The sequence below is a fragment of the Spongiactinospora rosea genome, assembly GCF_003315795.1.
GTDB classification, from domain to species: Bacteria; Actinomycetota; Actinomycetes; order Streptosporangiales; family Streptosporangiaceae; genus Spongiactinospora; species Spongiactinospora rosea.
Genome location: NZ_QMEY01000026.1, coordinates 82,949 through 100,945 on the forward strand (window position 1 = coordinate 82,949; position 17,997 = coordinate 100,945).

15 protein-coding genes are annotated in these 17,997 nt (G+C 73.6%); 6 read left to right on the top strand and 9 right to left on the bottom strand.

Features of this window, described 5'->3' with window-relative positions:
- Positions 1–33 precede the first annotated feature (33 nt).
- Positions 34–1,335 carry a tetratricopeptide repeat protein gene (locus tag DP939_RS37420; RefSeq protein WP_113985576.1) on the top strand — a complete coding sequence of 434 codons (1,302 nt, stop codon included), beginning with the start codon at positions 34–36 and terminating at the stop codon, positions 1,333–1,335.
- Entirely contained in the window at positions 1,332–2,720 is a 1,389-nt protein-coding gene (locus tag DP939_RS37425; RefSeq protein ID WP_113985577.1) for a High-affinity nickel-transporter, read from the top strand. The genes DP939_RS37420 and DP939_RS37425 overlap by 4 nt, the downstream gene beginning before the upstream one ends.
- On the opposite strand, the gene DP939_RS46480 is transcribed toward DP939_RS37425, so the two are convergent.
- The 5 genes from DP939_RS46480 to DP939_RS46485 form a co-directional block, all read right to left on the bottom strand.
- Complete coding sequence (locus DP939_RS46480; RefSeq protein WP_113985578.1) at positions 2,717–5,302, bottom strand: helix-turn-helix domain-containing protein; 2,586 nt, start codon at positions 5,300–5,302, stop codon at positions 2,717–2,719. The genes DP939_RS37425 and DP939_RS46480 overlap by 4 nt on opposite strands.
- A gap of 91 nt (positions 5,303–5,393) precedes the next feature.
- Complete coding sequence (locus DP939_RS37435; protein WP_113985579.1) at positions 5,394–5,996, bottom strand: GAF domain-containing protein; 603 nt, start codon at positions 5,994–5,996, stop codon at positions 5,394–5,396.
- Positions 5,986–6,894 carry a S8 family serine peptidase gene (locus DP939_RS37440; protein WP_113985580.1) on the bottom strand — a complete coding sequence of 303 codons (909 nt, stop codon included), beginning with the start codon at positions 6,892–6,894 and terminating at the stop codon, positions 5,986–5,988. The genes DP939_RS37435 and DP939_RS37440 overlap by 11 nt, the downstream gene beginning before the upstream one ends.
- Before the next feature lie 7 nt (positions 6,895–6,901).
- Positions 6,902–9,850, bottom strand: a complete 2,949-nt coding sequence (locus tag DP939_RS37445) for an AAA family ATPase (protein WP_158578921.1) — start codon at positions 9,848–9,850, stop codon at positions 6,902–6,904.
- Positions 9,847–10,047 carry an aroma-sacti cluster domain-containing protein gene (locus DP939_RS46485; protein ID WP_111167557.1) on the bottom strand — a complete coding sequence of 67 codons (201 nt, stop codon included), beginning with the start codon at positions 10,045–10,047 and terminating at the stop codon, positions 9,847–9,849. Before DP939_RS46485 ends, DP939_RS37445 begins: the two co-directional genes overlap by 4 nt.
- Positions 10,048–10,225: 178 nt before the next feature.
- On the opposite strand from DP939_RS46485, the gene DP939_RS37450 reads away from it, so the two are divergent.
- From DP939_RS37450 to DP939_RS37465, 4 genes are all read left to right on the top strand, one after another.
- Complete coding sequence (locus DP939_RS37450; RefSeq protein ID WP_113985582.1) at positions 10,226–10,486, top strand: StsA-related sactipeptide RiPP; 261 nt, start codon at positions 10,226–10,228, stop codon at positions 10,484–10,486.
- A gap of 74 nt (positions 10,487–10,560) precedes the next feature.
- A complete protein-coding gene (gene stsB / locus DP939_RS37455; protein ID WP_113985583.1) occupies positions 10,561–12,012 on the top strand; it encodes a StsB family radical SAM/SPASM domain sactipeptide maturase in 1,452 nt (483 codons plus the stop codon).
- A 15-nt stretch (positions 12,013–12,027) separates the two neighbouring features.
- Entirely contained in the window at positions 12,028–12,297 is a 270-nt protein-coding gene (locus DP939_RS37460) for a PqqD family protein (protein ID WP_113985584.1), read from the top strand.
- Positions 12,294–13,619: an NAD(P)/FAD-dependent oxidoreductase gene (locus DP939_RS37465; RefSeq protein WP_113985585.1), complete on the top strand. Its 1,326-nt coding sequence runs from the start codon at positions 12,294–12,296 to the stop codon at positions 13,617–13,619. The genes DP939_RS37460 and DP939_RS37465 overlap by 4 nt, the downstream gene beginning before the upstream one ends.
- Here the strand turns inward: DP939_RS37465 and DP939_RS37470 are convergent.
- The 4 genes from DP939_RS37470 to DP939_RS37485 form a co-directional block, all read right to left on the bottom strand.
- Complete coding sequence (locus DP939_RS37470) at positions 13,591–14,298, bottom strand: response regulator transcription factor (protein WP_147268287.1); 708 nt, start codon at positions 14,296–14,298, stop codon at positions 13,591–13,593. The genes DP939_RS37465 and DP939_RS37470 overlap by 29 nt on opposite strands.
- A 77-nt stretch (positions 14,299–14,375) precedes the next feature.
- On the bottom strand, positions 14,376–15,587 hold the full coding sequence (locus DP939_RS37475; protein ID WP_113985587.1) for a cytochrome P450 family protein: 1,212 nt from the start codon (positions 15,585–15,587) through the stop codon (positions 14,376–14,378).
- Positions 15,584–16,846, bottom strand: coding sequence for a TfuA-like protein (locus DP939_RS37480; protein ID WP_113985588.1), 1,263 nt, complete (start codon positions 16,844–16,846; stop codon positions 15,584–15,586). The genes DP939_RS37475 and DP939_RS37480 overlap by 4 nt, the downstream gene beginning before the upstream one ends.
- Entirely contained in the window at positions 16,846–17,997 is a 1,152-nt protein-coding gene (locus tag DP939_RS37485) for a YcaO-like family protein (RefSeq protein WP_158578922.1), read from the bottom strand. The genes DP939_RS37480 and DP939_RS37485 overlap by 1 nt, the downstream gene beginning before the upstream one ends.

The following is a 17,997-nucleotide window of genomic DNA, read 5'->3' on the forward strand; positions in this document are numbered from 1 at the left end:
CCTACGAGGACACCGACGAGGACACCCGAGCAGATGAGTCACCTGCGGAGATCGCTGCCCCTGCTGACATGCGCGCTGCTGGGGTGCGCGCTGCTGGTCCTGTTCGCGCCTGGGGGCGTGCTTCGCCGGGGCGAGCCGCCGACCGGAGGCGCCGGGCGGTCGCCGTACGATCTGACCGGTTCGATCGAGGCCGCCCAGGACCACCTGCGCCGCCACCCCGGCGACGCGGCGGCCTGGGCGTCCCTCGGCCGGTTCTGCCTGGAGCAGGCTCGCCGTACGGCCGACTTCTCCTACTACGGCAAGGCGGAGGGCGCCTTCCGGCGCTCCCTGGGGCTGCCCACCGGCGACGGGCTGCCGCACATCGACGCGGTGATCGGGATGGGCGCGCTGGCCAACGCCCGGCACGACTTCACCGGCGCGGCGCGCTGGGGCGAGCGGGCCCGCCGGGCGGCGCCGTACCGCTGGGCGGCGTACGGCGTGCTCACCGACGCCTACCTCGAACTCGGCGACTACGACCGGGCCGAGCGGTCCCTGCGGAACATGCTCCAGGGCCGCCCCGACCTGGACTCCTTCACCAGGGCGGCCCGCCTGGAGGCCCTGCGCGGGCGGAGCGGCGCCGCCCGCCTGCTGCTGGACCGCGCCCGTGCCATCGCCGGGGAGCCCGCGGAGTACGCCTTCTGCCTGTGGCAGCTCGGCGAGCTGGCCTGGAACGACGGCGACCCGGAGGCCGCGCGCGACGCGTACGCCCGGGCGCTGGCCGCCGAGCCGGCGCATGCGCCCTCGATGGCGGGCAAGGCCCGCGCCGAGGCCGCGCTCGGCCGTACCGGCGAGGCGCTGCGCGGCTACGCCGCCGCCGTCGCCCGCGCGCCTTCCTACGTGGTGGAGTACGCCGAACTGCTCGAACGCCTCGGCCGCAAGGCCGAGGCGCGGCGGCAGTACGCCGTCTTCGCCGCGCAGCACCGGCTGCTCGCGGCGGACGGAGCCGCCGACGACCTCGCGCTCGGCCGGTTCCACGCCGACCACGGCGACGCGAGGACCGCGGTCCGGCACCTGCGCGCGGAATGGAAGCGCCGCGCGAGTGTCGAGGTCGCCGACGCGCTGGCCTGGGCGCTGCACCGCACCGGCCGCGACACCGAGGCCGCCGCCTACGCCGCCCGCGCCGCCCGGCTGGGCGGGCACAACGCGGCGTTCTCCTACCACCGGGGCGAGATCGAGTACGCGCTGGGCCACACCGCCGCCGCGCGGGAGCACCTGAGCCGGGCGTTGTCCCGCAATCCGCACTTCTCGCCGGCAGGGGCCGAGCGCGCCCGGACGCTGCTGAAGGCGGACGCGTGATCGCCGTGGTGGTGGCCGCCCTGCTGGCCGCGCATCCGCTGGGCGACTTCAGCGTCAACCACTTCGACGGGCTGACCGTGCGTCCCGACCGGATCGAGGACGTCGCCATCGTGGACAGCGCCGAGATCCCCACCCTGCGGCGATCCGTGTCCGGCGATCACGGCCGGTACGCCCGGGGGGCCTGTGCCCGGCTGCGTGACGACATCCGGGCGCAGGTCGATGGGCGTGCCCTCGCCTGGCAGGTGGCCGGCGCGTCGTTCGGCTACCAGCCGGGGGCGGCCGGGCTGCGTACCAGCAGGCTGACCTGCCGCCTGACCGCTCCGCTGCGGATCGACCGGCGTCGTACGCTCACCTTCGCCAACGCCCACGAGAGCGGGGCTCCGGGGTGGCGGGAGATCACCGCGGGCGGCGAGGGTGTGCGGATCAGCGCCTCCAGCGTGCCGTCCGTGAGCCGGTCGGGAGGGTTGCGCGACTATCCTGCCGACCTGCTCAGCTCACCGCTGGACGTCCGGCGGGCCGAGGTCACCGTCGAGCCGGGCAGCGGCGGGACGGGCGCGGCGGTGAACGTCCCCGGTGTGGACGTCATCACCCGCGCGACCGGGGTGCTGGCCGGACGGCTCAACGCGCTGGTCGGGGCCGACCGGCTGACGGTACCGGTGGGGCTGCTGGCCCTGCTGCTGTCACTGCTGCTGGGTGCGGCGCACGCCGCGCTGCCCGGTCACGGCAAGACCGTGATGGCCGCGTACCTGGCCGGGCGGCGGAGCCGGCTGCGCGACGCGGCCACCGTCGCGCTGACGGTCACGGCCACGCACACGGCGGGGGTGCTGGTCCTCGGGACGCTCATCACGGTCACCACCTCGCTGGCGGGGGACGTGGTGCTGGGCTGGCTGGGCATGCTCGGCGGGCTCATCATCGCCCTGATCGGCGCGAACCTCCTCCGCGCCGCCCTACGCGACCACGGGCACGGACACGGGCACGGCCATGGACACGGCCACGGGCACGGCCACGGGCACGGCCACGGGCACGGGCACGGGCACGGGCACGGCCACGGGCACGGGCACGGGCACGGGCATGAGTGGCGGTCCGGTGGGGTGGTGGCCCTGGCGGTGGCCGGTGGGCTGGTGCCCAGCCCTTCCGCCCTGGTGGTACTGCTGGGCGCGATGGCGCTCGGACGCACCTGGTTCGGTGTGGTGACGGTGGTGTGTTACGGAGCCGGCATGGCCGCCACTCTGCTCACCGCCGCGCTCGCCCTGCGCCGCCTGGGCGATCTCACCCTCACCACACGCCTGCGGCGGCTGCGGCCCTACACCGCCATCATGACCGCCGCCCTCATCCTGGTCGTCGGCATCGGCGTCACCCTGCGCGCCGTCGCCGAACTGGCCTAGTCACCGCCGCCGCCGAACACCCGTTCCAGCGCGTTCCGCCCGGAGACGCCGAGCTTGGCGTACACCCGGCCCAGGTGGTTGTTGACCGTGCGCAACGACAGGCCGAGCCGGGCCGCCACGGCGCGGCCGGACAGACCGGCCGCGACCAGCTTGGCGACCTGGAGTTCGCGGGGGGTCAGCGTGGCCTGGCTTCCGGTGAGGTCCGTCAGGGGGGTACGGGCGCCGTCGCACTCGTCCTGTAGTTCGCGGGCCAGTACCAAGGCGCGCTTGGCCGGTGTCCGCTGCCCGGCGGCGGCGTGCAGCCGGTGGGCGGTGGCCGCCGCCTCCGCGGCGAGCAGGAGATGGCCGAGCGCGCGGAGCGTCTGGGCGGCTTCGGTCAGGGCGGGGGCGTCGTCGGCGGCCAGCGCGGCGCAGACCGTGGCGAAGGCGGTGGCCGTCGGCCCTCCGGTCTCGTCCGCGAGTCGCCGCAGCCGGTCGTTCACCTCTTTCGCCGCCCCGAACCTGGCCATGTCGCACAGCGCCTGCGCCTCGACCAGCGGCGCGCCCGCGGCCCGCGCGACCTGGGCGGCCTTGCCCGCCACGGCGACCGCGCCGGGCAGGTCGTGCGCGGCGGCCAGGGCCCAGGCGCGGTTGCGTTCGATCCAGCAGGCGAGCAGCGTGCCGGGCGGTTCGGGCGCGGCGGCCATCCGGCCGAGCCACAGGTCCGCCTTCCCGGTCTCGCCCGCCATGGCGTGCGCTCCGGCGAGTTCGGCCAGGTAGACGCGGCGTAATCGGAGGGGATCGTGCCCGTCGAGCAGTACCACCGCCTCCCGCAGGGCCTCCTGCGCGAGCCGTAACCGGCCCTGGGCCTTGGCCACGACCCCGCGCACGGCCGCCCACAGCCCGACGACGGGAGCCGGTCGCGCCGCCGCCGCCTCCCGGTACCCGTCTTCGGCCGCCTCCGCCGCGTCGGTCAGCGCCCCGCACAGCAACAGCGCCAGACACCGCGCCGCCCCCACCTGCGCCTGCCCCCACGGTAGCTCCCGCCCATGCGCCACCGCGATGTCCCACCCGGCCTTACTCCCCCGCTCCACCAGCGCGACGTCCCCCCGCATCCCCGCGGCGAACGCGACGGCGGAGGCGGCCCAAACCCGCGCCCGCGCGGGCACCGCCGCCCCGGCCCGCCCCATCACCCGCCCCCCGATCTCCAACGCCCGCCCGACCCGCCCGTCGAGCACCATCCCCCAAGCCCGCACCCCCTCCCCGCCCGGCCCTTCCGCCGGGGGAAGGGGGCGGTGCCAGTAGGCGATGCGTTCGTGGAGTATCGCCCGGCGGGCGGCGTGGGCGGGGTCGCCGCAGGCTTCGGGGGCGGGGAGGGCGGTGGCGGCGGCGGTGTGGTGGCCCTGGGCGGCCAGGGCCTCGGCCAGGGTCAGGGCCGCGTCGGGGGTGGCGTCCGATGTGCGGGCGGCGGTGGCGAACTGCTGGGCGGCCTGGAGTTCCATGCGTTCCATGGCGCGGTGGGCGGCGGCCAGGAGTTCCTGGGCCGTACTGCCGAGTCCGGCCTGTTGCCGCCATCTGGCCAGGTCAAGAGGGTCGTCGGCGCGGCGGCGGGGGGTGGCGGCCAGGTGTCCGGCGAGGCGGGCCCAGATCGCCCTGGCCCTGGCGCGGGGCATGCGGGCGCGCACCACCTCGCCGTACGCCGGGATGGCCGTCCTGACCAGGTGCCGCGCCCCCGACGACTCGACCACCACCAGGCCCTGCCGTTCCGCTCGCACCACCGCCGCGACGCCGGTGAGCCGTTCGAGCGCGGGCTGGCCGAGCGGTTCGGCGCAGGCGAGTACTTCCAGCACCTCCAGCACGCCCGGATCGTCCACCCGCATCTGCGCCTCGATCAGGTCGGCGAACCGGGCGGTGACCCGCACCCCGCCGTGCAGGTGCCATGGCCCGTCGCCGCGGCGCAGTCCGCCGTGGTCGAGCCCGGCCTGGACGAGTTCGCGGAGCACCAGCGGGTTGCCCGCGGCCAGGCCGCGCAGCGTGCGCCGGGTGACGACGTCGGCGGGGCCGCCCAGCACGCCCTCCAGCAGCAGGTCCATCTCGTCCTCGCTCAGCGGGCGGAGGTCCAGGCGCAGCGCCAGGTCCTCCTTCCACAGCGCGGTGACCACGTCGGGCGGGTGCAGCCCCTGCCGTACCGTGATGATCACGAAGGTCCTGGTGTGCACCGCGAGGTGGTGCACGAGGGCGGCGGAGGCGCCGTCCAGCAGGTGGGTGTCATCGACCACCAGCACCGGACGCCTGCCGCCCGGCATGCCGAACCGTTCGACGAGCCGGGCGAAGACCCGCCCGGCCGCCGCCTCCCCCGGTGGTACGAGCGGGAGCAGCGCGCCCAGCGGGATCGCCCCGGCCGACCGGCTGCCCGTCGCCCAGCAGGTGGGGTGGCCCTGGGCGGCCAGCCTTGCCAGCGCCTCCCTGGCCAGCCGGGTCCTGCCCAGGCCGGCCGCGCCCACCACCACCGCGCCGCCGAGGTCGGGCCGCGCCACCGCGTCGGTGAGCGCGCGCAGTTCCGCCGAGCGTCCGACGAGCGGCCAGACACCCTTGTCACCCATGTCGTCCCTTCAGGCCGTCCGCTCGCTCGCCACGACATCGCCATTGTGCTCTGCGACACCGTTTCGAGCGAAGTGCCCCGGGACGAGAAGATCACCCGTCGAGCAGGTCGCTGGCGATGGCCAGCAGCCGCACGGCGGCGGCGTCCCGCCCTCCGGCCCGGACCGGCAGCCGTTCGCCGATCCGGCGCAGCAGCTCGCGCGGATCGGGCCGGCCGGCCTCCTGGCGGTTGCGCCGTACGCGCAGCAGCAGTTCCAGGCCGCAGGCGGCCTGGGTGGCGAACAGGCCGAGCATCTCCATGTCGTCGAGTTCGCTGCGCGAGGCCGTGCGGTCGAGCACTTCGAGCACCCCGACGCACTCCTCGAACCTGATCAGCGGGGCGGCCATGATGGTGCGCGGCACGTACCCGGTGGACTCCGCCGCGTCCTGGGCGAACTGGCTCACCGTGGAGACGTCGTCGGCCACCATCGGCTGGCCGCTGACCGCCACCCACCCGGCGATCCCGGTGCCCATCGGGAAGCGGCTGCCGACCAGTTGCTTCTCGCCCTCGCCCGAGACGGCCTCGAAGACCAGGTCGCCGGTGTCCGGATCGACCAGGAAGATCGAGGAGGCGGCGGCGCCGAACATGTGCCGGGCCACCTCGACGATGGACTGGAGCAGCCGGCGTTCCGTTCCGTCGATGTCGTCAGCGGACATGTGTCTCTCCGTGGGGTCTCGTGGTGTTGTCGGCTGCCAGGTAGAGGATCGTCTTGAGCTGGAAGGGCGTCAGGAACGGGTGCTTGCTCAGGATGAGCGCGCAGATCCCCGTGATGTGCGGCGCGGCGAAGCTGTTGCCGGTGCTGCGGATCTCGCGTCCGCCGGGCCAGGCCACGGGCACCTTGACCCCGCGCGCGTGGAACTCGGCGGGCGGGGCCGGGTTGTAGTAGTAGGTCATCGGATCGGCCTCGTCGTGGCTGGCGACCGAGACGACGGAGGAGAACATCCACGGGAAGCTGAGCACCGGCATGTTGTGCGCGGCGGCGATCAGCAGGCAGCGGCGGAAGTACGCGCGGTCGGTCAGTTCGTGCAGCGCCTCGCGAAAACCGGACCTGGTGGTGGACAGGCTCAGGTTGACCAGGTCGTAGCCCTCGTCGATGGCCCAGGCCAGCCCCGCGAGGAGGGCGTCGCCGGTGCCCGCCTTGCCGTCGGTCAGTACGCGTACCGAGGTGATCGAGACTCCGGGGGCGACCGACTTGATCACGCTGGCGCAGGCGGTGCCGTGCCCGGTCGGATCGACCGGGTCGCAGTCGGCCAGGACGAGCCCGCCGTCCTCGCCGCGGACGACCTCGACGGCACGTTTTAGGCCGCCGATCCGGGGGTGTGAGCCTTCCACTCCGGTGTCGACGACGCAGACCCGCACGCCCGAGCCGTCGGCGCCGCCCCAGGCCCATTCCCTGTCCACCTCGGCGAGCGGGCTGATGTCGAAGCTCTCCGGGGCCGCCCGGGTGGTGGCCAGGCCCCACGCGGGCACCCCGGGAAAGTGCGCGCGCACCTCCCTGCGCCAGGGCGGCGGCGTGCTCGTCGGGCTCGTCGGTGTCGTCGGGGTGGTGGACACGGTTCCGTTACTCCATTCGCGGACGTCGGGGGTCGGACGTCCACTCTCGGACTCTGCGCACCAGCAGGCTGGCGCCCTTGCTCAGGTAGGCGTCGAGGGCACGGCCGGCCGCGGCGGCCGGGTCACGACCGGCGGCCCGGTGGATCTGGGCGATCTCGAAGTGGGTGTCGCCGTGCAGACAGGGGTCGTCGGTGGCGGCGAGCAGGCCGCCCAGGCGTTCCGCCGTCGCCAGGGCGCGGTCGTGGTCGCCGTCGAGCGAGGCGATCCTGGCCCGTACGGCTTCGGCGGTCAGCTCGCCGCGCAACTGGCGCGGGCCCGCCGCCCCCGCGCCCAGTTCGGCCTCGGCCCGCCGTACCTCGCCCAGCCGGAGGCTTTCCCGCGCGGCGTAGACGGCGAGGGTGGCGGCGGGCGGTTCGTGCCCGGCGTCCCGCAGCGCCGCCCCGGCGCGGACGAACAGCTCGCGGGCCCGCTCGTGCCCGCCGCCCAGGGACTCGACCAGGCCGCGGACCTGCGTGATCGCGATTGAGGAGAGGCGGAGGTGGAGTTCGTCGGCGTACCGGCCCGCGGTGTCCAGGGCCCGGTGGGCGGGTTCGAGGTCGCCGGACAGGGCCAGCAGCCTGGCCCTGGCGAGCAGGACGGGCACCAGCAGGGTGCGGTCGCCGGCGAAGCGGGCCAGCAGGTCGGCGCACAGCGCGAGACCTTCGCCCACCGGGGTGGGCGACCACTGGACGAGTTCGCACAGCCCGCCGAGCAGCCGGTCCTCCTCGTAGCGGTCGCCCATCGCCCTGGCCTTGGCGAGCCCGTCGCGCAGCGCCTGCTCCGCGGTGCCGAACCGGCCGTTCTCGGTGTGCGCCAGCGCCTCCAGCAGGTGGAAGCGGCACCGGCTGAGCGGGTCGGCGGCGTCCCCGGCCAGCCGGGCGCGCAGCGGTTCGAGCAGCGGCGCGCGGCCCGCGCGCAGCGCCAGGATCTCCCGCTGGATCGCGCAGGTCAGCTCGTTGCGCGGGTCGCCGGGCAGCAGTTCGGCCGCACGGTCCAGGGCGGCGGCGGCCTGGGCGTTCGCGCCCCTGGCGAGGTGGGCGTCGCTGATCCGTACGGCCAGCGAGCGGTGCTCGTCCCGGCCGGGGGGCAGCATCTCCCGGCCGCGTTCCAGCAGCGCGATGGCGGCGGGCAGGTCCTTGCGGTGCAGGGCCTTGCCGCCGTCGGCGATGAGGGAGGCGGCGGCCCGGTCGGTGAGCTCGGGCAGCAGCGGGTCGCCGGGCCGTACCTCCCTGGTGAAGCGGCAGGCGGTCAGCAGGTGGTGGCTGACGTCGCCGGGGAAGGGGCTCCCGCCGAGCAGGTCGGCCAGCCGCCGGTGCCAGCCGGCCCGCAGGTCCTTGCTGGTCAGCGCGTAGACGGTCTCCCGGGTGAGGGTCTGGGTGAACTCGTAGCAGCCGGTGTGCGGGCCGCGTCTGATCAGCCGGGCGCGCTGGAGCCTGCACAACGGCCCGGCGGTGGCCGGGACCCCGGCTTCGAGCAGCGCGCCCACCTGGTCGGCGGTGAAGGACTGCCCGACGGTGGCGGCCCGTTCCAGTACCTCGCGTTCCGGACGGTCCAGCCGGTCGAGCCGGGCGCCGAGCAGCGCCTGGATGGTCGGCGGCAGGGCGGCGTCGCCCTCGGCGGCGGTCTCCAGCATGAGTTCGGCGAAGAGCGGGTTGCCGTCGCAGCCCGCGGTCACCCGCCGGTGCACGTCGTCCTCGCCGTGGGCCAGTACGTCGGCGCGGGCCGCGCACAGCTCGGCGACGAGCCTGGCGGTGTCCGGCGGGCCGAGCGGCCCGACCTCCAGGGACACCGCGCGCGGCGCGCCGCCGCCCCAGGCGGGTCGGCTCTCGTACAGCTCGGGCCTGGTCACGCACACGAGCAGTACGGGTACGTCGCGCAGCCAGGCCGCGCAGTCCTCGATCAGGTCGAGCAGGGTGGGCTCGGCCCACTGGAGGTCGTCCAGCACCACGACCAGCGGCCGGTCCTCGGCGAGCACTTCGAACAGGGTGCGGACGGCCCGCGCGATCTCGGCGATCCCGGTGGTCAGCTCGCGCAGGGTGCCCGCGCATTCGGCCCCGGCCACCTCGTCCAGGTCGAGCGGTTCCAGCATCTCGGCGATGGGCCGGTAGGTCGCGCCGACGCCGTAGGCGGGGCAGCGTCCGGTGAGCACCATCGCCTCGCCGGGCAGATCGTGCAGGAACTCCCTGACCAGCCGGGACTTGCCGATGCCCGGTGCGCCCAGCAGGGTGGCCATGCCGCACCGCCGTTCCGCGACGACCTGTGCGTGCAGTTCGGTGAGCCGGTGGAGTTCGGCCGTCCTGCCGATCAGCGGGATCGTGTCCGCCTCGGGTTCGCCGCGTTCGGGGTCCACGCTGACCAGCCGCCAGGCGCGTACCGGCTCCCGCTTGCCCTTGAGGGTGAGCGGCGGGACCTCGTCCAGCACGGCGTGCCGGCGTACCAGCCTGGCCACGTCGTCGCCCAGCAGGATCTCGCCGTCACCGGCCGCCGACTGGAGCCTGGCCGCGGTGTTGACCGTGTCGCCGATCACCCGTACGTCGGCCCCTGGGCTCTCCACCACCATGACCTGGCCGAACGCGACCCCGCAGTGGGCGTCCAGGCTGACCTCGTGCGTGGGGGCCAGCTCCGCGCTCAGCCGGTGCACCGCCGCCATGGCCCGCTCAGCGGCCAGGACCGCCCGCAGCGCGTCGTCCTCGCGGCTGACCGGGACACCGAAGACGGCCATGATGGCGTCGCCGATGTACTTCTCCACCACGCCGCCGCGCTGGAAGATCTCGGTGCGGCAGGCGTCGTAGTAGCGCTCCAGGATCTGCAGGAGCAGTTCGGGGTCCAGCCGCTCGGCCAGTTCGGTCGACCCGACGATGTCGATGAAGAGGACCGCGACGTTCCTCCTGGTGGGGCGCCGGTCCTCCGCCTTCATATGAGCTTGAGCTCCTGCCCTTCGACCTCGCCCGCGACCTCGTCGAGCCGCTGCTTGATCGAGTTGAGCAGGTCCACCTCGGCCTCGTTGAGCTGGGCGAAGACCCGCTGCTGGCGCTCGTCCAGCAGATCGACGGGATGCCCGGACGCACGCAGCCTGTCCAGCGCGTCGAATGCACCTGATCCGGTTCCGGTCATCAGCCTGTCCCATCGCGAAGATCCGACGTCGTTTCTGCGACCAGCCTGGGGCGGCGAACCCACGTCGGCAAGCCCACATTCGTGCCCCTTTAGCCCACGTTTGTGGGGTTGTGTGACCCTCGCGTGGCCAGCCCATACTCAACCAGCAACGCATCTCATCCAGCAGAGAGGTGGAGACATGGCCTTCGACGCACAGGAAGCCCTGCGCCAAGCCGGAATCATCAGCGGCCCGCTCGCCACGGAGGCGGAGCAGGCTTTCGCCAGCATGACCCAGGAAGAAGTCAACCTGCTCATCGGCCTGAAGGACCGTTTCCCCGCGGGGGCGCTGTCGGGCGCCGGCTGGTCCCGGCCCGAGGTCGAGGTCCACGGCCTCGACGTCGCGCAGGCCTGTGGTTGTGGAATCTGGTCCGGCTCCGGCAGTGGCAAGGACCCCGTGTAATCCGAACGGCTCGCGAACGCGGCGCCGGCGAAATGACGGCGCTGCGTTCGCACCCACGAACCGAAGGAGTAGGAATGCCTGGCAAGCTGGCCGCAAACCGCGCGTTATTCGATGTGCCGGAAGACCTCACCTACTTCTCGCACGAGGGAACCTATCTGGTCATCAACCCGCAGATCGGCGGCCGATGCGTGCTCAGCCCGCAGGAGTTCGCCGTACTGCGCACGCTGACCCGGGTGAACGAGCCGCTTCCGGAGACTGCCGAGACGGAACGGGCGCTGGCCAAGCTCATCCTCAACTGGATCGTCTACTACGACCGGCCACGGCCGAAGATCCAGCCCGAGGCGCCTCCGCTCGTGCAGGTGTATTACGCGATCACCGACGGCTGCAACCTCAGGTGCCCGTACTGCTACGCCTCCTCGGAGAAGTGCCTGCCCGGCGAGCTGAGCACCCAGGAGTCGCTGGACCTGGTGACGCAGGCGGCGGAACTCGGCGCCGAGTACATGATCTTCACCGGTGGTGAGCCGATGATCAGGAAGGATCTGTTCCAGGTCGTCGAGCACGCCAACCGCAGCGGCATGAAGTCCAACATCATCACCAACGCCACGATGATCAGGAAGCCGGAGCAGGCCAAGCGGTTCGCCGAGCTGTTCAACCAGGTCACCATCAGCGTCGACGGCGGCACCGCGGAGACCCACGACCGCACCCGCGGCAAGGGCGCGTTCGACCGGACCCACCGGGCGCTGAAGCTGCTCAACGCCGAGGGCGTGGTACCGGTGATCAACCACATCGTCACCTCGGAGAACGTGGACGAGCTGGAGGGCTTCGCGGCCTTCATGGACGGCGTCGAGGTGGCCGACATCCGGCTGATGTACCACAACGACCTGGGCCGCGGCGTCGATGACGAGTACCAGTTCGGCTTCGCCGACCACATGCGCATCCAGAAGCTGGTGTGGACCTCCCCTGCCCTCGGCAAGCTGCGCCCCGACGGGCCACGGCCGACGCCCTCGTGCACGGTCCGCGCCAACTGCGGGATGGGCGGCAACGAGATCTACGTCAACTCGCTCGGCGACGTCTACCCGTGCAAGCTCATCACCGGCAAGGAGCACTTCGCCGGCAACATCCGCCGCCGCTCGCTGCGCGAGATCTTCCAGGGGGACCTCCTCTCCGAGATGCGGAGCAGCACCGTGTTCGGCGGCGGCTACCACGCCGACTGCGCCAAGTGCTACGTCAAGCCGTTCTGCGGCGGCGGCTGCCGGGCCACCCACATGTCGGAAAGCCTGGACCTGCGGCGCAACAGCAGGCCCAACTGCCGGATCCTGCGCCACGGGGTCACCACCCACCTGTGGCTGGAGACCGGGATCGGCTCCGCCGCGCTGGCCTCGGACGAGGAGATGACCAGGCCGCGGCTGGTCTCCGACGACTCCATGCACCCGGTCTATGAGGACTGGAAGACCTACGTCCGGCCCACGGCCAAGCCCGTCCAGCCGGTCAGGGTCGGCGAGCTGCTGCCCATCACCCCCGTCTAGAAGGAGAGGTGGAGTGTGTCACTCCGGATCAGCGACAGCATCATCTGGCAGGAGACCGGTGACGGCATCTCGCTGTACCACACCGAGACCGGCGACTTCCACAGCCTGAACGAGACGGGTTCCAAGATCTGGGAGCTGGTCGCGAGCGAGGGCGAACGGGAGAAGATCATCACCCGGCTGGCCGAGGAGTTCGCCGGGGACAACGCCCTGGTCACCGTGCACATCATGCGGGACGTCGATCGGTTCCTGGCGAGCATGGTCGAGCAGGGGCTGCTCGAAGAGTGAACAGAGCGGTCGTGCTGGGGGGCGGCCTCGCCGGCGTGCTGGCGGCCACCGTGCTGGCAAGGCACGCGGACGAGGTCGTCGTGGTCGAGCGGGACCACTTCCCCGCCGCGCCGGGCCCCCGGCGCGGGCTGCCCCAGTCCCACCACAGCCACGTCCTGGTCACCGGGGGCGCGGAGGCCCTGGAGACGCTGCTGCCCGGCACGCTCCAGGACCTGTACGCCCACGGCGCGCACCGCCGCGGCCTGCCGGGCGACTCGCTGATCCTGTCCGCCGAGGGCTGGTTCCACCGCTTCGACTGCGCGGCGTACTTCGTCTCGTGCACCCGCGGGCTCCTCGATCACGTCGTACGGCGGCGCGCGGGCGTACGGGTTGCCCAGGGCGTTCAGGCGCTCGGGCTGACCGGTGACGCCGGGCGGGTGACGGGCGTCCGGGTGGCGGGCGCGGCGGCGATCGGGGCCGATCTCGTCGTGGACGCGACCGGCCGCAGGTCACAGGGGCCCCGGTGGCTGGCCGAGATCGGCGGGCCGCCGATCGAGGAGACCACCGTGAGCACCGGCCTGGCCTACGCCACCAGGATCTGCCAGGCCCCGCCGGGCCTCGATGACCTTCCCGCCATCATGCTGCACCCCACGCCCGGCCTGCCCCGGGGCGCGACCCTGCTGCCGCTGGAGGACGGCCGGTGGGTGGCCACCCTGACCGGCACCCAGGGCTCGGCGCCGCCGCTTTCGGAGGCGGCCTTCCTGGCGTTCGCCCGCTCGCTGCGCGATCCGATCGTGGCGGAACTGCTGGCCATGACGACCGTGGAGGGCCCGATCCGTCCCTTCCGCGACACCGCCAACCGCAGGCGTCACTACGAACGGGCCGCGCTGCCCGCCGGTTTCGTGGCCATCGGGGACGCGGCCGTCGCGGTCAACCCGCTCTACTCGCACGGCATGTCGGTCGCCGCGCTCGCCGCGCTGCGCCTGGACGGCGAGCTGACGTCGGCGGAGGCGGGACCGGGGTTGCAGGCCGCGCTGGTGGCCGCGGCCGAGCCGTCCTGGCGGATGGCGGTCGCCCGCGATCGGCACGTCAGCGGCGCGGCGGACGAGCCGGAGCCGAGCGCGCACGCGCGCAAGGTCAGGGCCAGGCTGGCGAGGGCCAGGCTGGGCAGCGCCGAACTCGCCGCCGGGCTGTTCCACGCGCAGGCGCTCATCCCCGCCCCGCCGCTGGACGACGCGGCCAGGTTCCACGCGCTCACCCGTGAGCCCGCTCCCCTGCTCACCGCGGACCAGGCCCGCCGGCAGTACCCGGCGCTCACCTTCGACGCGGCGATCCCACGGTGAGCAGGCCCGACTCGTAGGCGATGCCGACCGCGTGCGCCCGGTTCCGCGCCGACAGCTTGGCCAGGATCCGGGCCAGATGGGATCGGACCGTTCCAGCGCCGATGCCCAGTTTGTCGGCGATCTGGAGGTTGGAAAGCCCGGCCGCGACCAGCGCGAGCACCTCGGCCTCGCGCCGGGTGAGCGGGGTGAGCCGGTGGCCGACCCGGTTGATCACCGCGGGGAACCGGTCGCGCAGCCGGGTGATCATGGTGCTGGAGATGAACGTCAGCCCCGCCGCGACCTGCCTGATCGCCGGAAGGATCTCGCGCAGCAGCGCCTCGCGGTGGACGAAGCCCCCCGTACCGCTCTGTAACGCCCGGCCGAGCAGATCCTCGTCCAGCGTCTCGGAGACCAGGACGACGCGGGTCCTGCCCAGGCTCCGGGCCGCGAGCGCCAGCGCGAACTCCACGTCGTCCGCCTGCCTGAGCGTCGCGTTGACCACCGCCACCATCGGCCGGTGCCGCACGATCAGCTCGTCCAGCCGGGGCGCGGCCGTGGCCTCGCCCAGCACGAAGATGCCGTTGCCCATGTGGAGCACGCTCCTGAGCCTGGCGCGCGTATCTCGGTCCTGTTCCCCCACGACCACCCGCAGCGCGGCCGGTGGCTCGCTCGTGGGGCTCGATTCGTCCAGTAGTGCCACTCTGATCCGTCCGGGGTGAGCGAGACTGCGCGTCCGCACCCTACGCACGGCGGCTCCCGGCCACCAGAGCAGGCAGGCTACTCAGCCCCGGCCCTCGCCCCGGGCATACTCAGAGCCCCGCCCATGCTCACCCGCAACGGCAGGCCGCGCAGGCCGCGCACGAGCAGTCCCGGCACCCACTCCACCGCCTCCGGCGCGACCGCCAGGGTGATCTCGTCGAAGCGCGCGAGCAGCGCGCCGAGCGCTGCCCTGGCCTGCGACCGGCCGAGAGCCGCGCCGAGACAGAAGTGCGCCCCGTGGCCCAGGCCCAGATGCCGGTTGGGGGTGCGGCCGATGTCGAACACGTCGGGGTCGGGGAACACCTCGGGGTCGCGGTTGGCCGCCAGCAGCAACGGCACCACCACGTCGCCCTGGGGGATCACCTTGCCGCCGAAGCGGATGTCGGCCAGCGCGTACAGCGGCCTGGCGTGCCCCACGGGGCCGTTGAACCGCAGTACCTCCTCGATCGCGGAGTCGAGCAGGCCGGGGTCGGCGCGCAGCCGGGCGAGCTGGGCGGGGTGGCGCAGCAGCTCCAGCATCGCGATGCCGATCAGGCCGACCGTCGTCTCGTCCCCGGCGAACAGCATCTGGAACACGCTGGAGACCAGCTCCGCCCGGCTCAGCTCGGTGCTGCCGGTCAGTTGGGAGAGCAGGTCGTCGCCCGGATCGGCGCGGCGATCCTCGATCCGGCGATTGACGTGGCCCAGGAACTCCATCCCGGCCCGCCGCGCGGCCGGCACGTCCTCGCTCAGCATGGCGTCGGACCAGGCGCGCAGCCTGCCGCGGTCCTCGGCGGGGAAGCCGATCAGTTCCGCCATGATCAGGATGGGCAGCGGCAGCGCCAGCGCCTTGATCAGGTCGCATTCGCCGGTCATGGCGCCGACCAGCTCCCCGACGCACTGATCGACGCGCCGGGACAGCGCCGCCATGCTGCGCGCGCTGAACACGGGGGCCAGCAGCCGCCGCAGCCTGGTGTGGTCGGGCGGGTCCAGGTTGAAGACGTTGCGCCGGAACATCGGCAGCGTGTCGTGTTCCCAGCGCCGGTGCGTCTCGGCCAGTTCCGGGGGCAGCCGGTCGAGCTGGCGGCCCAGTTCGGGAGCCTGGAGCGCCCGGCGTACGTCGGCGTACCGGGTCAGGTACCAGAACGCCCGGCCGGAGGCGTCCACCCGCCGCTCCACCGGGTCCCGCTCGCGCATCCGGTGGAGGTAGGCGTGCGGGTCGGCGCTGTCGAGTTCGGCGGTGAAGGTCATCGGCGCCGTACGTCCAGCGCGAAGTACCTCCTGACCGTCCGGCCGAGGTCCGCGAACCCGGTGAAGCCGCGCCTGGCCATCTCCACCGGGTCACCGCCCCAGTGCCGCAGGAACAGCTTCCCGCAGTACGCCGGGGGCGGCACCACCAGGCGGCCGATGGCCTGCTCCGCCGCCTCGTCCGCCTGCGCGACGAGGTCGGTCCACTCCTCCCAACGGCCCGACTCGCGCAGTTCGGCCAGCACGGCGGGCCGCCAGTCGAAGGACTTCCACAGCGGCCAGACCCGCAGCATCACCCGCTTGTACTGCTCGGCCACCGGCAGTCCGGCCCGCTCGGCGGCGGTCAGCCAGCCGGTCAGCGCGGGCGGCACGGCCTCCTCGACGCCGAGCCCGGCGTCCAGGTAGGCGGCGAGCCCGCGTTCCCCGGCGAACTCCGTCAGCAGCTCGGTCAGCACCCGCTCGTGCAGCTCGGGATAACCCGTCCAGTACAGCCGGGCGGCGTCCAGCACGTCGAGGTCGGACATCCACCGGCCGGGGGCGTACTCCCGCCGGCTCCGCCACCGCAGCACCTGGGCGGGGCCGGTCCCCATCGAGCGGTGAGCCTCGGTGGTCGTCTCCGGCGGCGACTCGCCGACCGCGCGCAGGGCGGCCAGCGCGTCCAGCCGTTTGCGGTCCCACTCGCCGGAGGCGATCATCCGCTCCAGCGTGCGCAGGGCGGGAAGCGCGTCGGCGCCGAGCGCCTGGGCCAGGTCCGGCCAGGTCCGGTGGGAGAAGGGCCGGTCCTTGGCGGTCCGCACGATCCGCATCCCGAGTTCGGCGGGGATGTGGCCGCTCCTGGCCCCTTCCCGGCAGCCGTAACGGATGTTGACCATGGCCACGGTGCTCGCCGGGTAGCCCACCTCGGCGGGGCCGTGCACGATGGCGACCTCGTCGTCACCGTCGATCGCGCCGGAGACGTAGAAGTCGAAGACGTCACCGACGCCGCGCATGCCGTACGGGCTCAGCTCGGCCGCGCGCAGCGCGCCCATGCTCGCCGCGCCGATCACGGTGACGCCCTCGCCGAGCAGCCAGAGCAGTTCCTTGTGGCCGACCGACAGGCGTTCGCGGTAGTAGCCGTCGATGATCACCGCGGTGTCGCCGGGGCTCCAGCGTTCGCCCAGCACGTCGCCGCGCGCCACCGGCGGGCGGACGGCCGCGCCCGGCAGTGCCTCGGCGACCTGGTCGGGGGCGAGCGTGGGACCGGTGTAGACGACCGTCCGCATCAGAACTCCTCGGGGGCGAGGCGGGCGCCCGGCGCGACCACCCTGGCCACGGGTACGCCGAGATCGTCCCTGGTCAGGTCGGTGAACAGGGGCGCGTGGCCGAAGGCGGCGGTGGCGCGCCCGACCACGTCGCGCAGGTCGTCGAGCAGGCTGGCGTTGGCCGTGACGCGGGCGATGGGCTCGGCCGGTTCGGGGGCGGGGGCCTTCCTGCGGCGTTCGCCCATCGAGGCGTAGGCGTCGGCGTGCAGGTCGTCCCGCGCGCCGGAGATGTAGGCCAGCCGGGCCTGGGCGGCCTCGGTGACGGCCCGGGTGAGCGCGATCTCCGAACTCAGGTGGCAGCCGAAGCCGCGGAAGTTCATCGCGTACTCGTCGCAGGTGATCTCGGCCAGGAAGCAGGGCAGCCCGGTGGCCGACGGCATCGACCTGACCTCCAGGCGGACCCCGGCCTTGGCCGGCAGCTCGCACAGCCGGTCCACGACGGCCGAGCCGAGCGAGGCGGGATCGGCGTTCACGCCCTTGCCGCCGCCGCTCAGCGCGAGGGTCACCGCGTCCCGCTCGATCACCTCGTACAGCGCGTGCAGTACCGCTTCGACGAGGGTGTTTCCGCTGGCCAGGCCGTTGGAGGACACCGCGAAGACGGGCGGGTGCCAGCCGGGGCCGCGGTCCATGGTGACGGTCACGAGTTCCTTGGGCAGCAGGGTGGGCTTGCCGTCGGCCAGCGAGGTGGCCGCGACCCACTCCATCGGCAGGCCCTCGTGCAACAGGCTCGGGGTGGCCTGCGGCAGCTCGCCCAGGTCGTAGCTCAGCTCACCGGCGACCTCGCGCGGCGGGGCGGTCAGCGCGGGCGGGCGGGACTGTTCGGCGTGCCACAGCTCGATCGCCTCCATCATCGCCGACAGCCGGGCCAGCTCCGGAGTGATCCCCTTGCCCTGGGAGACGGCGAGCGTGCGGGCGGCCGGCCGGATCGCCTGGTAGGTCGGTATGCCGATGGTGTCCAGCCAGGTCAGGTCGGCGACCCGGGTGATCCCCACCGGGCCCGCCGCGCGCCGGGCCATCGCCAGCGTCTGCGCCGGTTCTTTGGCCCGGTCGGTACCGGGCAGCCGCACCTTGACGTCGTCGGCCTGCGCGGGAAGCCACGAGATGTCGTCCAT